Below are 15,240 nucleotides of genomic sequence, written 5' to 3'. Positions count from 1 at the left end.
ACAGTTCTTCTCATCTATGCTCCCCCATAAAAGTGGAAATGTACCTGCTTAACCACCCGGGAGCGAAATGAGCAGAGAGGATGGAAGAAGCTATGTTTGGAAAGAGATGTTCTTTATGTGGAGGAAAACTGAATAGTAATGGAATCTGTACGGAGTGTGGATTAGACAATAACAAATCCGATAAAAATTATCGAATAAACCAAAGTGAATGTGATCATGAACCATTGACTCATGTGCATTATGGCAAGAATGAGAAGCCGGAGAAACAGCCGAAGCCAAATACATCGAGACAGTCCTGGCAGGGGAGTCAAAAAGATAACAACAGGCAGCAGGATCAGTCCTGGCAGGGGAGTACAACTACTTACTCTGGAAATACAGGAAGTACAGGGCGTAAGAAAGTCGGTAAGAAGAAAAAGCCGGGAAGGATTATCAGTAAGATTATAGCAGTCATTGTCATCTTCAATGTATTTTTTGGTATTTTCCAACCGATGGTCAGTGATATTTTAGATGATGTAATCAGCGGATACCAGGAGAATACACAAGACTATACAAGAAGTGACCCGTATGAAAATGTGACAAAAGAACTTCCGGCAGATGGTGAGAGTGTAAGTTTTGAGCTGACCAGTGGTGACTATGTGGTCGGTGTGCACATTCCGGAAGGAAATTATCAGGCGGATGTATCTTATGATTACGATACGGTCCAGGTTGATGACTGGGACAGCGGATTTTACCTTTATGAATATGCAGGGCGGACAGACGGTGATTATCTGGATGACTTAAGATTATACAATGGAGCGATTGTTCACATTTCTTCACAGACAACGATTACACTTTATTCAGATAATGCGCAGACAGAAAACATTCTTTATGAAAATAATCCACTGGCAGGACAAGAGCCTTTGGTAGTAAAAAAAGACCTGACCGTAGGTCCTGACCTTCCGGCAGGGGTGTATGATCTCATACTGGTCAGTGGAGAAGGCAGTGTGGACGTTGATATTTATACAGAATATGGTGAATCTATGGAGACAAAAAATCTGTATCTGGGCGAGAATTGCACAGACGGAAAGGAATATAAGAATCTTGTTCTTCCGAAAAATGCGCAGATTACATTAGATGACAATATGGAACTCCGACTGACTCCAAGCGAGCATATATCAACGACGGATTATTATGAATATTACAATTATTAGAGATAAGAATTAAGATGTAAGATAACTGGCAGACAGGAGGGTGCTTAAAATGGCAAACAAAATCTCAGACGAGACCATTGAGTATGTGGGTATTCTGGCGAAGCTGGAACTTTCAGAGAAAGAGAAAGAAGAAGCCAAGGCAGATATGGAAAAAATGTTGGACTACATTGATGTATTAAATGAACTCGACACGGATGGAATTGAACCGATGTCTCATGTATTTCCGGTGAATAATGTATTTCGCGAAGACGTTGTGACAAATGGTGATGGCAGCAGTGATACATTGGCGAATGCACCACTTATGAAGGATCAGAGCTTCAAGGTGCCGAAGACAATCGGATAGGAGGAGACGAGTTATGGATATTATGAGTCTGACAGCAGTGGAACTCGGAAAGAAAATAAAAGCAAAAGAAATTTCAGTTACGGAAGCCACGCAGGCATATCTAGATCAGATTGAAAAGGTAGAGAATGATGTGCACAGCTATGTGACCATTGATAAAGAGGGTGCATTAAAGCGTGCCGAAGAAGTTCAGAAGATGATCGATGACGGAACACTTCTGAGTCCTCTTGCAGGTGTTCCGGTGGCAATCAAGGATAATATGTGCACGAAAGGGACGAGAACAACTTGCAGTTCCAAAATTCTGGAAAATTTTGTTCCAACCTTTACTTCAGAGGCAGTTTTGAACTTGGAAAAAGCCGGTGCAGTCATAATCGGAAAGACTAATATGGATGAATTCGCCATGGGAAGTACAACCGAGACTTCTTATTATGGAGTGACAAGAAATCCATGGAATCTGGGACATGTGCCAGGCGGTTCTTCAGGTGGCTCCTGCGCAGCAGTGGCAGCAGGTGAGTGCGCTTATGCACTTGGTTCTGATACAGGTGGATCTATCCGTCAGCCGAGTTCATTTTGTGGTGTAACGGGGATTAAACCGACTTATGGAACGGTATCCAGGTACGGACTGATTGCTTACGGTTCTTCGCTGGATCAGATCGGACCAATTGCGAAAGATGTGACAGATTGTGCGACTATCCTTGAGACAATCGCTTCTCATGATGTAAAAGACAGTACTTCCGTGGAGCGGGAATATGACTTTACTTCGGCATTGACAGACGACGTGAAAGGTATGAAGATTGGTATTCCGAGAGATTACTTTGGGGATGGATTAAGCGCAGACGTAAAAGAGCAGATTTTAAATGCAGTGAAGATTCTGGAAGAAAAAGGCGCAGTTGTAGAAGAATTTGACTTAAGTCTTGTGAAATATGCGATTCCGGCATACTACATTATTGCAGATGCTGAGGCAAGTTCCAACCTGGCACGTTTTGATGGCGTAAAATATGGTTACCGCACAGAAGAATACGAAGGACTTCACAACATGTACAAAAAGACACGTTCCGAAGGATTCGGAGCAGAAGTAAAGCGCAGGATCATGCTTGGATCTTTTGTATTAAGCTCTGGATATTATGATGCTTACTATCTGAAAGCACTTCGTACAAAGGCACTGATTAAACAGGCATTTGACAAAGCATTTGCAAAATATGATATGATCGTGGCTCCGGCGGCTCCGACAACGGCACCAGAGCTTGGAAAGAGCTTAAGTGATCCGATGAAAATGTATTTGAGTGACATTTACACAATCTCCGTGAACCTGGCAGGACTTCCTGGAATCAGTATTCCGGTAGGAAAAGATTCCAAAGGTCTTCCGGTCGGCATGCAGCTTATCGGAGACTGCTTCCAGGAGAAAAAAATTATCCAGGCAGCCTACACATTTGAACAGACAAGAACTTATGAAGCACCACAGTTTGTGAAGGAGGGAAGATAGTTATGGCAAAGCAGTATGAGACAGTCATTGGACTTGAGGTTCACGTAGAACTTGCGACAAAGACAAAGATTTTCTGTGGTTGCAGCACTCAGTTCGGAGGTGCGCCAAATACCCACACATGTCCGGTATGTACTGGTATGCCAGGTTCCCTTCCGGTACTGAACAGACAGGTAGTAGAGTATGCAATGGGAATCGGACTTGCGACACATTGTGATATTACAAGAGTATGCAAATTCGACCGTAAGAATTACTTCTATCCGGATAACCCACAGAACTATCAGATTTCCCAGTTATATTTACCAATCGCAAGAAATGGTTATGTAGAGATCGAAGTTGGCGATACGAAGAAAAAAATACGGATCCATGAAATGCATATGGAGGAAGATGCCGGTAAGCTGATCCATGACGAGTGGGACGATACATCACTGGTAGATTACAACCGAAGCGGTGTACCGCTTGTGGAGATTGTATCGGAGCCGGATATGCGCTCTTCTGAGGAAGTTATTGCATATCTGGAAAAACTTCGTACAACTATTCAATATCTTGGTGCTTCTGACTGCAAATTGCAGGAGGGCTCTATGAGAGCGGACGTGAACCTGTCCGTTCGTGAAATGGGAACCAGTGAATTCGGAACAAGAACGGAGATGAAGAACCTGAACTCCTTTAAGGCAATTGCAAGAGCCATCGAAGGAGAACGGGAGCGTCAGATTGAGCTTCTGGAAGCCGGAAAGAAAGTTGTTCAGGAGACGAGACGCTGGGATGACAACAAAGAATCATCACATGCAATGCGTTCCAAAGAAGATGCACAGGATTACCGTTACTTCCCGGAACCGGATCTTGTCCCGATTGTTATCAGCCAGGAATGGATTGACCGGGTTAAGAAACGACAGCCGGAATTCCGTGAGGAAAAATTAAAGCGTTACAAGAAAGAGTTCGATATTCCACAATATGATGCAGAAATCCTCACAGAATCTAAACATATGGCGGATATCTTTGAAGAAACAACTGCTTTATGTGGAAAACCTAAGAAAGTTTCCAACTGGCTCATGGTGGAGACGATGCGGCTCTTAAAAGAACATAACATGGAATCAGAAGATATTACATTTACACCGGAGAACCTTGCGAAACTAATCGAGCTTGCAGATGCAGGAACAATCAACAGCTCGGTGGCGAAAGAAGTTTTTGATCATGTGTTCGAGGAAAATGTAGATCCAGAAAAGTATGTTGAAGAACACGGGCTTAAAACGGTCAATGACGAAGGAGCACTTATAGAAGTTCTCGAAAAAGTTATTGCAGATAATCCACAGGCTGTAGTAGACTATAAGGGTGGAAAAGAGAAGGCACTTGGAGCACTGGTAGGTCAGACGATGAAAGCAATGAAGGGGAAAGCAAATCCCGGACTGGTCAACCAGAAGCTTCGTGAGATGTTAAAGTAAAAAGAGTGACCTGGCTTTTGCCGGGTTACTTTTTTGCATGGAATAAATAGTTATAAAAACAAAAGAGTATATAAGGAGGTCGCCATGGGAGGATTTTTTGGTGTAGCATCAAAGCAGGACTGTGTCCTGGAATTATTTTACGGAGTAGACTATCACTCACATCTTGGTACAAGACGAGGAGGAATGGCAGTTTATGGAGAGGATGGATTTTACCGTGCCATTCATAATATAGAGAATTCTCCATTCCGTACAAAGTTTGATCATGATGTGTCAGAAATGAAAGGATATCTTGGAATTGGCTGTATTTCGGATTATGATCCGCAGCCACTTTTGATTCAGTCACACCTTGGAAGCTTTGCAATCACAACAGTCGGAAAAGTTAATAACTATGAGGAACTGTTAAAAGGTCTGTTTGAGAAGGATCATTCACATTTTCAGGAAATGACTAACGGGCAGATCAATGTGACAGAGCTTGTGGCGGCGCTAATCTGTGAGAAAGAATCCATAGTAGAAGGAATCAAATATGTACAGGACGTTGTAGATGGTTCTATGACGATGCTTGTCATGACAAAAGAAGGAATCTATGGTGCAAGGGACAGGTATGGGCGAACACCTCTTGTGATAGGTAAGAAGGATGATTCTTACTGTCTTTCATTTGAAAGTCATGCTTATATTAACTTGGGCTATACCGATTATAAGGAACTGGGACCTTGCGAGGTCGTCTATGTGACATCGGAGGGAGTAGAAGAAATACGCCCGGCAAGAACTGGCAAGATGAAGATCTGTTCTTTCCTGTGGGTATACTATGGATATCCGACTTCTGCGTATGAAGGGGTAAATGTTGAGGAAATGCGTTACCGTTGCGGAAGTATGCTGGCAAAGCGTGATGGAGATAGTGTGCATCCGGATATTGTAGCAGGTGTGCCGGATTCAGGTATTGCTCATGCAATCGGATATGCAAATGAATCAGGAATTCCGTATGCAAGACCATTTATCAAATATACACCGACATGGCCGAGATCATTTATGCCGACCAACCAAAGTCAGCGTGACCTGATCGCGAGAATGAAGCTGATCCCTGTACAGGCTCTGATCGAAGACAAGAAATTACTCTTGATCGATGACTCGATCGTCCGTGGAACACAGCTTCGTGAGACAACAGAGTTTTTATATAGAAGCGGAGCGAAGGAAGTGCATATCCGCCCGGCATGTCCACCGCTTCTTTATGGATGTAAATACCTGAACTTCTCAAGATCGAAATCCGAGATGGATCTGATCACGAGAAGAGTCATTCAGGAGCAGGAAGGCGGAGAAGTATCTGCAGAGGTATTAAAAGAGTATTCAGATCCATGCTCCGACCGCTATGCAAATATGATCGAAGAAATTCGAAGAATCCAGAACTTTACGTCACTAAGATACCATAGACTGGACGATCTTTTAGAGTCTATTGGAATTGATCCAAGTCAGGTATGTACGTATTGCTTCGATGGGCGGGAGTAATTTTTGAAAAGTTCAGTTGAAATTATATAACATAATAAAAATCCAGACTATTTTATCCGCCGCAGAGCGAGACATTACAATGAGCCTGATAAAGCAGGAAAAGTGCAAGTAAAGACTTTCACTTTTCCTACAGTCTCATTTACATTGCTCTGAAGTCTAGAAAAATAGTCTGGATTTTTGTTAATTAAGGTTGCAACGCTTTCAATACACTACTTTCGGCTTCTATCTGGCTTTTGAGTTCGAGGATAAGTGTGCATTGCTGACGGATGTCTGCGGAGCGAATCTCGCATTGTTCTTTGATTCTGTGCAGGCGTTCTGCATAGAGCTGGACACTGTGATTATCAAGAGGCTTGTCTTTCAGCATGGCTTCTTCTAACACAGCTTTCTGATACATTTTCTCAACAGTTTCTAATTGTTTCAGCAGTTCTGGTATTTTCTTCAAATATTCCCCGTATACTTCCAGTTGCTGACATTCTTTCTGAGTGTTCATAAGTAATTCCATGACAAACTCCAATCTTTATAATTTATAGAAAAATGACATTAGTAGTTCTTAATAATAGTATAAAGTACTTGGAGCTGAAATGCATTATGATTTTTTACTGCTGTAAAATTAACGTGTGAATTTAATTGTAAAGAAGAAAAAGAATTGTTATACTAAGAAAAAGAACTGAAAGGAAGCGGTGAAAATGCCAAATATAAAACCAATTTCTGATTTGAGAAATTATACAGAAGTTTTAAAAGAAACAAGTGAAGGTGCTCCGGTATTTTTGACTAAAAATGGCAGAGGTGAGTACGTGATTTTGGATATGAAAGATTATGATAGAATGAAAGCAGAATTAGCATTGATGGCTGAATCAGGGAAAGGTGAAAAAACGGTAAGGGAAGAGGATTGGGTGTCAACGGAGGAAGTGGAGGAAAGTTATGAGTAGTTTTGTATCCCTTGAGGATGTGAAGAAAATATATCAGATGGGCGAGGTGCAGATTATGGCCGCGGCCGGTATTGATTTCCAGATTGAGAAGGGAGAATTTGCGGTTGTGGTAGGCCCAAGTGGTGCCGGAAAGACGACAGTATTGAATATTCTTGGAGGTATGGATACGGCAAGCTCCGGGCGTGTGATCGTGGACGGAAAAGATATTGCACAGTATTCACCGAGACAATTGACAGCATATAGAAGAGATGACATTGGTTTTGTATTTCAGTTTTATAATCTGATCCCGAATCTGACTGCTCTTGAAAATGTAGAATTAGCTCTTCAGATCTGTAAGAATCCTATGGATGCCCAGGAGGTTATGGAAGATGTAGGACTTGGTGAGCGTCTGGATAATTTTCCGGCGCAGCTATCTGGTGGAGAACAGCAGAGGGTTTCCATTGCAAGAGCGCTTGCAAAGAATCCGAAGCTTTTGCTGTGTGACGAGCCGACAGGAGCACTGGATTATAATACAGGTAAGGCGATTTTGAAACTTTTGCAGGATACTTGCAGGGAAAAGGGGATGACTGTAATTCTGATCACACACAACTCTGCAATTGCGCCAATGGCGGACCGTGTCATTAAGATAAAGAATGGTATGGTATCAGAGATGACAGTGAACGAACACCCAGTTCCAGTCGAGACGATTGAGTGGTAAAGAGAGGCATTACATATGAAAATGAAACCAACGAGCAAAGATTTTTATATGGAGATCCGAAAGAGTCCGGGGCGTTTCCTGTCTATTTTATTTATTGTGGCACTGGGTGTTGCATTTTTCTCAGGAATTCGTGCATCGGAGCCGGATATGAGACTGACGGGAGATACATATTTTGATGAAAGCAATCTTATGGATATCAAAGCGCTCAGTACATATGGCGTGACACAGGACGATGTGGACGCGATTTCGAAAATCGACGGAGTAGAACATGCAGAGGGGGCGTACAGCGCGGACTTCATGCAGATCGTAGATAAGAAACAAAAAGTCCTGCATGTGATATCTTTACAGGATGAGATGAATCAGGTGAAGTTGAGTGACGGACAGATGCCCCAAAAAGCAGGTGAATGTCTGGCAGACCAGGATGCAGGATATAAGGTTGGAGATACAATTAAATTGCGTTCCGGAACGTCTGATGAGGTTACAGATACTCTGACGACAGATACGCTGAAAGTTGTCGGCCTTTGCAGCAGTCCGATGTACATTTCTTATGGACGTGGAAGTGCAACGATTGGTACCGGAACTATCAGTGCATTTGTCATGGTGCCGGAAGAGACGTTTGATATGGACGTATACACGGAAGTATATGTACAGGTCAAAGGTGCAAAAAATGAAGTAGCATTTACGGACGGATATGATAAGAAAGTAGAGAAAGTCCTGGATCAGATCGAAGATATTACGGACGAACGAGCCGAAATTCGAAAGCAGGAGCTGGTAAATGAAGCACAAGAGAAGATCGACAAGGCGAGAGAAGAACTGGAGCAGGGCAGAGCGGACGCAGCTTCGGAACTTGCGGATGCGGCGGCTAAGATAGCAGACGCCGAGGAGCAGTTGACGAGTGGAAAAGCACAGATCACCAGTGGTAAAAAGCAGATTGCCAGTGCTAAGAATACATTGAGCAAAAAAGAAAGCGAACTGGAACAGGCACAGAATCAATATAATGCCGGACTTGCACAGCTTCAGGAAGGTGAGGCGCAATATGAAGCCGGACTTGCACAATATGAGGCTGCGAAGCCGGAAGCAGAAGCAAAGATTCAGTCTGGAAGAGAAGGACTTGCAGCGCTTCAGCAGATGATTCAGGCAGACCAGCAGACATTGACGGAAATTCAGCAGAGGATCGAGGCAGTAAATTCTGCATTGTCAGCATTTGACCAAATACCTGAGGATCAGCTTACAGACGAGCAGAAAGCGCAAAAAGAACAATCTGAACAACAGCTTACCGAGCTTAAGAAAAACGAAGCTGGCATGCAGCAGAAGATTTCCATTGAACAGCAGAAATATGATGAGAGTAAAGCTGAACTGGATGCTGCCCAGAAGCAGCTTGATGACACTGCAGCAACTCTGGCTCAGACGAAGTCAGAGCTTGACGCTGCGAAGGCTTCTTTAAATGGTGTTCCGCAGCAGCTTGCAAGTGGAAAATCCCAGATTCAGTCCGGATGGGCTGAAATTCGAAAGCAGGAGAAGAAGCTGGAAGAGGGAGCGGCAGAAATCGCGGAAAATGAAGCGAAAGTTGCAGAGGCAAAAATTGAGTATGCCAATGGTGAAGAGGAGGCTGCCCAGAAGATTGCAGAAGGCGAACAGAAAATTGCGGACGCAGAGGCAAAGGTTCAGGATATCGAAAAACCAACCTGGTATGTCTATGACCGTGATACTTTGACTGAGTATTCCGGGTACGGAGAAAACGCGGAGCGTCTAGGTGCGATTGGCCGTGTCTTCCCGGTATTATTCTTTCTTGTTGCGGCGCTGATTAGTCTGACCAGCATGACGCGAATGGTAGAAGAGCAAAGAACCGCAATCGGAACCATGAAAGCACTTGGATATAGCAAGATGTCCATCGCGAAGAAATATCTTGGATATGCGTTGATCGCGACAGCAGGCGGCAGTGTGTTAGGTGTGCTGATCGGTGAAAAGATATTGCCATATATCATTGTTTACGCATATGGAATTTTATACAAGCATATTACACATATTCTGATCCCATACCAATGGATCTATGCCTGGATGGCAGCGGCGGCAGCAATTGTATGTACAATGGCAGCAACATTTTTTGCATGTTACAAAGAACTTGTAGCACAGCCGGCAGTACTGATGCGCCCACCGGCACCTAAAAATGGACAAAGAGTTTTCTTAGAAAGAATAAAATTTATTTGGAAACATTTAAGTTTCACATGGAAGTCTTGTATCCGTAACTTAACCAGATATAAGAAACGATTCTTTATGACAGTTTTTGGGATTGGCGGTTGTATGGGATTGATGCTGGTTGGATATGGAATCAAAGATTCCTGTTATGAAATTGCAGAACTACAGTTCCGGGATATTCAGATGTATGATGGAAGTGTCTACCTGAAAGAAGACATTTCAGATGAGACAAGACAGAATCTCCTGGATTATATGAAGGACGATTCGGACATCAGTCATTATATGCAGACCAGCATGAAGAATGTAACACTTGTCAATGGAAAGAATAAACGTGATACTTATCAGGTCGTATTTTCGGAACCGAAAGACGTAAAAGATTATTTTGATTTCCACGACCGGAAATCAAAAGAGGAATATACGCTTGATGATGAAGGTGTCATTATTTCTGAGAAAACCGGAAAACTTTTGAATGCAAAAGCAGGGGATACCATTGAAATTAAAGACGAAGAGAATGGTAACAAGAAAGTAAAAATTGCCCATATTTGCGAGAACTATATGGGACACTATATTTTCTTCACTCCTTCTTATTATGAAAAAGTGTATGGTGAGAATTCGGAATATAACAGTATTTTCTTTGCAGGACAAAAAGGAGATACGCAGGAAGACTATAACAAGATTGGTGAAGACATTCTGACTCAGGACGGAGCGCTTAGCGTCAGCTATATGCGTGATATTGAAAAACAGTTGGACGATATGCTAAAAAGTCTGAATCTGGTTATTGTAGTACTGATCATTTCTGCAGGAATGCTTGCATTTGTCGTACTATATAACCTTAATACTGTTAATATCACGGAGCGGCAGAGGGAACTGGCGACCTTGAAAGTGCTAGGATTTTATGATCTGGAAGTGGCAGAACACGTATATCGTGAAAATGTACTTTTGACATTCATCGGAGCGGCGGTAGGAGTGGTGCTTGGAAAATTCCTGCATGCCTTTATCATTGATACGGTGGAAGTAGACACAGCCATGTTCGGAAGAAATATTAACTTTTCAAGTTACATGTACAGTCTGCTATTTACAATTCTGTTTTCATTGATCGTAAATGGAATTATGTATTTTAAATTGAAGAAGATTGATATGGTAGAATCACTCAAGAGTATTGAATAAATGGAATTGAAGCCAAGATGTAAGAAAAACTCCTTCCCTGGATAAAACTGTGGAAGGAGTTTGGTTTTTAAAAATCAAGCTCCTGACTGGCAAAGAATTTCTGGACATATTCGTCCCAGGCTTTTTCTACGCTTTTATCCATGGTAAATGTATTCATGGAAGTCCCGGTGATGCATTGAAGTGCCAGTCCGTCATAGCGGAAATTAAGATACAGTCCCTGGATTTCCGCAGGGCGGTAGGTCAGATCATGCTCAGTGAGAAAGGATTCGAACTGATCTTTTGCTAGAGATAATATGAATTTGAAATTTAACGGAGTTTTCTTTCCACGGATTACCTGGAAGAAAAAATCGCGCACTTCTCCCCAGGTGGAATACTCCTTTTCAAAAGATTCATCAAAAAAGTCTTTATGGATTCTACCATCTACCTGGAAACGGTTAAAAGTAGTTACTTCTCCCTCAATCAGGGAAAAAGTATCAAATGTTGGTTTTAAAAGCAGGTGGGACATACAGACCTTTGCTTTCAGATTAAGAACGATCATAGTGAAAACCTCTCTGGATAATTATTAGAGATATTATAGCATAATTTTTGTAGCATTATAATTCTAATTTTAAAAAAAGCCTTTCAATAAATTTTAAATCGAGTATAATATATTTCTATATGACATAGACTTGGGGAAGGCATAATGCCGTTTGCGGATATGTGCTGGCTGAAAATAAGCGCAGATTTGCAAAAGATATACAGAAACAATGAGGTAAGAGAGGAAAAAACTTGGGGAAAAAGACAATAGAAGAAAATACGATCACGGAGGGGATTATCTGGAAGCAGCTTCTGATATTTTTCTTCCCGATCATGCTGGGAACTTTAATCCAACAATTATATACAACCGTGGATACGATTATCGTCGGACGTTTTGTGGGGAAGGCGGCATTAGCCAGCGTAGGCGGTCCGGCGGCTGTTTTATCAACGATTGTTGTTACATTTTTTAATGGACTGGCAAATGGAGCGGCAGTTGTCATTGCGCAGTATTACGGAGCGAAAGACAAAGGAAGACTGCATACAGGACTTCATACTGCATATTTATTTTCCATTGTGGTCAGCCTCGTAATATCTGTAGTGGGAGCAGTGCTGACACCATGGCTGCTTAAGATCATGAACACTCCACAGGATATGATGGCATCATCAACTACATATTTACGCATTTATTTTATGGGAATCTTATTTACGCTGGTCTATAATATGGGAGCGGCGATCATGAGAGCAGTCGGAGATTCCAAAAGACCGCTTCTTTATCTGGTGGTCTGTTGCGTACTGAATATAGGTCTGGATATATTCATGGTAGTTATATTAAAAATGGGAATTGCAGGAGCAGCACTGGCAACCGTATTTTCCCAGTGTGTCAGCGCATTTCTTGTGACCTGGTCTTTGACAAAAGACTATGATTCTATGAAACTGCAATTTAGAGAACTTCGCATGGAAGCATGTGTTCTAAAAAGAGAGTTGAAAATCGGTATACCGGGAGCTCTGCAGGCATGCGCTTATGGAGTGACCAATGTAGTCATTCAGGCATCAATCAATAGCTTTGGAACGGATACTGCAGCAGGATGGGCGGCTTATGGAAAATTAGATTTGATTTTCTGGACAGTATCCAGTGCATTGGGAGCGGCGGTCACAACATTTGTCGGACAGAATTATGGCGCAGGTAAGTGGGACCGGGTATACAAGAGTATCCGGGTAAACGTTGGTATTTCTTATGTATTTACAGGTATGATCATCTTTACATTGTATGCATTTTGTGAGCCAATGTATCACATGTTCACAACGGATCCGAAGGTGATCGACATAGGTGTGTATATGCTCCGGTTTCTGGTGCCGAGTTATCTGCTCAGCATTCTGCTTGAAAACCTGGACGGTGGACTTCGCGGAGTCGGAGATGTATTGTGGCCTACGATATTTACATTTGGAGGATTGTTTTTAATACGACTCCCGTGGGTTATGATTCTGACTCCGATTTATCATAAGGTGGAGATTTTGCTGATCAGTTATCCTATTGCATGGGGAGGAACACTTCTATTCGTAATACCGTATTATTTCTGGAAGAAGAAAAAGTGTTTCAACAAAATATGCAGTGAAAAATAAAGCGAAATTTATGGATTTTTGCGAAATAATTCTCAAAAGTCAAAAAATTCTTTACAAATAAGCAATAAAGTATTATTATACAAAAAAAGATAGAAATCTTCAGGGCAGGGTGAGATTCCCTACCGGCGGTAAAGCCCGCGAGCCGAGAGGCATGATTCGGTGAGATTCCGAAGCCGACAGTATAGTCTGGATGAGAGAAGAAGACGGTACATATAGTTTTAGTTATGAATGCGGTATCGAGGCTCTGAGATGGTAGACCATTTCAGAGCTTATTTACTTTCGCAGATAATTAGTCATGAAGTTGTGATTAAAGTACCAGTGAACAAAACCCCTGTAGATCATCTGCAGGGGTTTTGTTCTAAGATAAAAAGAAAGAAGGAATGTATGTGACAGACCAGGATTATATGAAACGTGCAATAGAACTTGCAAAAAAAGGAGAAGGATGGACGAATCCTAATCCGATGGTCGGAGCGGTCATCGTAAAGGATGGACGTATTATCGGCGAAGGCTATCATGCCAGATGCGGAGAGTTGCATGCGGAACGAAATGCAATTGCTTCTCTCACTGAATCAGCCGAAGGGGCAACGCTGTACGTTACATTGGAACCATGTTGTCATTATGGAAAGACTCCGCCGTGTACGGAAGCAATTTTAGAGCAGAAGATAAAAAAAGTAGTGATTGGATCCAGAGACCCAAATCCGAAAGTGGCAGGAAAGGGAGCAAAGATATTAAGAGATGCCGGTGTAACGGTTGTGGAAGATTTTATGAAGGACAAATGCGATGAATTAAATCCAATATTTTTTCATTACATAACGACCAAAACACCATACGTAGTTATGAAGTATGCAATGACGCTGGATGGAAAAATTGCAACAAAGACAGGAGCTTCAAAATGGATCACCCAAGAAGCCGCACGCAGAGAAGTACAGTATATGCGTCATCGGTATATGGGAATCATGGTCGGGATAGGAACGGTACTTGCTGATGATCCAATGCTGAATGTCCGGGTAGAAGGGCTTAAAAGTCCGGTCAGGATTATCTGTGACAGTAAGTTAAGAATTCCACTGGACAGCCAGATTGTAAAAAGTGCGAGGGAGTACCGGACGATTGTAGCCTATGCAGATCTGGAGAATGTAGAGAAGAAAAAAGAAATTTTGCAGACAATGGGAGTGGAAACCGTATTTTGTCCGGATATGAAAAAACATGTTAATCTGAAGCATTTGATGGAGTATCTGGGAAAAGAAAATATCGACAGCATTTTACTGGAAGGTGGAGGAACTTTAAATGACAGTGCACTACAGACCGGAGTTGTCCAGGAGGTGCAGGCATTTATTGCACCAAAAATCTTTGGCGGAGCAGGAAGCCGGACTCCGGTGGATGGAATTGGGATAGAGCTTCCGTCTCAGGCAGCGGTACTAAAGTTCAAAGATATCTGCCAGATTGGAGAAGACCTAAAAATTACCTGTCAGGTCTTAAGAAAAGAACAGGAGGAATTATGTTTACAGGAATTGTAGAAGAAGTGGGAAAAGTCCGTTATATTCAGTTGAATGGGAATTCAGGGGTATTGGCGGTGAAGGCAGCAAAAGTACTGGAAGGTACGAAAATCGGAGACAGTATTGCGGTAAATGGAGTATGTCTGACAGTCACTTCCCTGCAGCCTGACGGATTTACGGCAGATGTCATGGCAGAGACGATCAGAAGGAGCAGTCTTGGAAATTGTAAGATTGGAAGTTATGTAAATCTTGAACGGGCAATGGCAGCGGATGGAAGATTCGGAGGCCATATTGTGAGCGGTCATATTGACGGAACAGGAGTTATCAGGTCAATGATCCAAGAGGAAAATGCAGTCTGGGTATCCATTAAAACTTCACAGCGGATATTAGATCTGATCGTGGAAAAGGGGTCTGTCTGCATCGATGGAATCAGCCTGACGGTTGCGAAGGTAGATGATGAAGGGTTTCAGGTATCAGTCATTCCACATACAGGGGAAGAGACGATACTTCTGAAAAAAGCATCCGGAGATCTTGTGAATCTGGAAAATGACATAATCGGAAAATATGTAGAAAAATTAATGGGGATTGGAAAAAAAGAAGAGTCCAAATTGGAACATGAGAAAAAGACAGGAATTACAATGGAGTTTCTGGAAGAATTTGGATTTTAAATATA

Annotated in this window: 13 protein-coding genes and 1 riboswitch; of the genes, 11 read left to right on the top strand and 2 right to left on the bottom strand. The window is 42.3% G+C overall.

Annotation, left to right across the window (positions count from 1 at the left end):
• The first annotated feature begins 92 nt into the window (after positions 1 to 92).
• From LI164_RS05620 to LI164_RS05600, 5 genes are all read left to right on the top strand, one after another.
• Entirely contained in the window at positions 93 to 1,190 is a 1,098-nt protein-coding gene (locus LI164_RS05620) for a hypothetical protein (protein WP_147567871.1), read from the top strand.
• A gap of 49 nt (positions 1,191 to 1,239) precedes the next feature.
• Complete coding sequence (gene gatC / locus LI164_RS05615; protein ID WP_005330630.1) at positions 1,240 to 1,533, top strand: Asp-tRNA(Asn)/Glu-tRNA(Gln) amidotransferase subunit GatC; 294 nt, start codon at positions 1,240 to 1,242, stop codon at positions 1,531 to 1,533.
• A gap of 13 nt (positions 1,534 to 1,546) precedes the next feature.
• Complete coding sequence (gatA, locus tag LI164_RS05610; RefSeq protein WP_005330631.1) at positions 1,547 to 3,013, top strand: Asp-tRNA(Asn)/Glu-tRNA(Gln) amidotransferase subunit GatA; 1,467 nt, start codon at positions 1,547 to 1,549, stop codon at positions 3,011 to 3,013.
• A gap of 2 nt (positions 3,014 to 3,015) precedes the next feature.
• Positions 3,016 to 4,449, top strand: coding sequence for an Asp-tRNA(Asn)/Glu-tRNA(Gln) amidotransferase subunit GatB (gene gatB, locus LI164_RS05605; RefSeq protein ID WP_005330633.1), 1,434 nt, complete (start codon positions 3,016 to 3,018; stop codon positions 4,447 to 4,449).
• 84 nt (positions 4,450 to 4,533) lie between these two features.
• On the top strand, positions 4,534 to 5,949 hold the full coding sequence (locus LI164_RS05600) for an amidophosphoribosyltransferase (protein ID WP_005340942.1): 1,416 nt from the start codon (positions 4,534 to 4,536) through the stop codon (positions 5,947 to 5,949).
• 184 nt (positions 5,950 to 6,133) lie between these two features.
• Here LI164_RS05600 and LI164_RS05595 read toward each other — a convergent pair whose 3' ends face one another.
• Positions 6,134 to 6,451 carry a hypothetical protein gene (locus tag LI164_RS05595; RefSeq protein ID WP_117606680.1) on the bottom strand — a complete coding sequence of 106 codons (318 nt, stop codon included), beginning with the start codon at positions 6,449 to 6,451 and terminating at the stop codon, positions 6,134 to 6,136.
• A gap of 184 nt (positions 6,452 to 6,635) precedes the next feature.
• Here LI164_RS05595 and LI164_RS05590 point away from each other — a divergent pair, with 184 nt between their 5' ends.
• From LI164_RS05590 to LI164_RS05580, 3 genes are read left to right on the top strand one after another with little or no spacing between them, the layout of a single operon-like run.
• Positions 6,636 to 6,878, top strand: a complete 243-nt coding sequence (locus tag LI164_RS05590) for a type II toxin-antitoxin system prevent-host-death family antitoxin (protein WP_022278807.1) — start codon at positions 6,636 to 6,638, stop codon at positions 6,876 to 6,878.
• A complete protein-coding gene (locus LI164_RS05585; RefSeq protein ID WP_117495311.1) occupies positions 6,871 to 7,575 on the top strand; it encodes an ABC transporter ATP-binding protein in 705 nt (234 codons plus the stop codon). Before LI164_RS05590 ends, LI164_RS05585 begins: the two co-directional genes overlap by 8 nt.
• A 15-nt stretch (positions 7,576 to 7,590) precedes the next feature.
• Positions 7,591 to 10,938, top strand: coding sequence for an FtsX-like permease family protein (locus LI164_RS05580; protein ID WP_173794066.1), 3,348 nt, complete (start codon positions 7,591 to 7,593; stop codon positions 10,936 to 10,938).
• 67 nt (positions 10,939 to 11,005) lie between these two features.
• Here LI164_RS05580 and LI164_RS05575 read toward each other — a convergent pair whose 3' ends face one another.
• Positions 11,006 to 11,476 carry a DUF5721 family protein gene (locus LI164_RS05575; protein WP_173794065.1) on the bottom strand — a complete coding sequence of 157 codons (471 nt, stop codon included), beginning with the start codon at positions 11,474 to 11,476 and terminating at the stop codon, positions 11,006 to 11,008.
• 230 nt (positions 11,477 to 11,706) lie between these two features.
• Here LI164_RS05575 and LI164_RS05570 point away from each other — a divergent pair, with 230 nt between their 5' ends.
• From LI164_RS05570 to ribE, 3 genes are all read left to right on the top strand, one after another.
• A complete protein-coding gene (locus LI164_RS05570) occupies positions 11,707 to 13,074 on the top strand; it encodes an MATE family efflux transporter (RefSeq protein ID WP_173794064.1) in 1,368 nt (455 codons plus the stop codon).
• A 91-nt stretch (positions 13,075 to 13,165) separates the two neighbouring features.
• Positions 13,166 to 13,280: riboswitch (FMN riboswitch) on the top strand.
• 180 nt (positions 13,281 to 13,460) lie between these two features.
• Positions 13,461 to 14,588 carry a bifunctional diaminohydroxyphosphoribosylaminopyrimidine deaminase/5-amino-6-(5-phosphoribosylamino)uracil reductase RibD gene (ribD, locus tag LI164_RS05565; RefSeq protein WP_173794068.1) on the top strand — a complete coding sequence of 376 codons (1,128 nt, stop codon included), beginning with the start codon at positions 13,461 to 13,463 and terminating at the stop codon, positions 14,586 to 14,588.
• Positions 14,570 to 15,235, top strand: coding sequence for a riboflavin synthase (ribE, locus tag LI164_RS05560; protein ID WP_005330649.1), 666 nt, complete (start codon positions 14,570 to 14,572; stop codon positions 15,233 to 15,235). The genes ribD and ribE overlap by 19 nt, the downstream gene beginning before the upstream one ends.
• Positions 15,236 to 15,240: the final 5 nt, after the last annotated feature.

The organism is Dorea sp. 210702-DFI.3.125 (assembly GCF_020560945.1).
GTDB classification, from domain to species: domain Bacteria; phylum Bacillota; class Clostridia; order Lachnospirales; family Lachnospiraceae; genus Dorea; species Dorea formicigenerans.
The sequence above is the reverse complement of the archived record's forward strand: the minus strand, read 5'-3'. Positions and strand labels throughout refer to the sequence as shown.

Coding starts and splice junctions, on each gene's coding strand:
- LI164_RS05620 (WP_147567871.1), top strand. CDS start 93: ATGTTTGGAAAGAGATGTTCTTTATGTGGAGGAAAACTGAATAGTAAT.
- gatC (WP_005330630.1), top strand. CDS start 1,240: ATGGCAAACAAAATCTCAGACGAGACCATTGAGTATGTGGGTATTCTG.
- gatA (WP_005330631.1), top strand. CDS start 1,547: ATGGATATTATGAGTCTGACAGCAGTGGAACTCGGAAAGAAAATAAAA.
- gatB (WP_005330633.1), top strand. CDS start 3,016: ATGGCAAAGCAGTATGAGACAGTCATTGGACTTGAGGTTCACGTAGAA.
- LI164_RS05600 (WP_005340942.1), top strand. CDS start 4,534: ATGGGAGGATTTTTTGGTGTAGCATCAAAGCAGGACTGTGTCCTGGAA.
- LI164_RS05595 (WP_117606680.1), bottom strand. CDS start 6,451: ATGGAATTACTTATGAACACTCAGAAAGAATGTCAGCAACTGGAAGTA.
- LI164_RS05590 (WP_022278807.1), top strand. CDS start 6,636: ATGCCAAATATAAAACCAATTTCTGATTTGAGAAATTATACAGAAGTT.
- LI164_RS05585 (WP_117495311.1), top strand. CDS start 6,871: ATGAGTAGTTTTGTATCCCTTGAGGATGTGAAGAAAATATATCAGATG.
- LI164_RS05580 (WP_173794066.1), top strand. CDS start 7,591: ATGAAAATGAAACCAACGAGCAAAGATTTTTATATGGAGATCCGAAAG.
- LI164_RS05575 (WP_173794065.1), bottom strand. CDS start 11,476: ATGATCGTTCTTAATCTGAAAGCAAAGGTCTGTATGTCCCACCTGCTT.
- ribE (WP_005330649.1), top strand. CDS start 14,570: ATGTTTACAGGAATTGTAGAAGAAGTGGGAAAAGTCCGTTATATTCAG.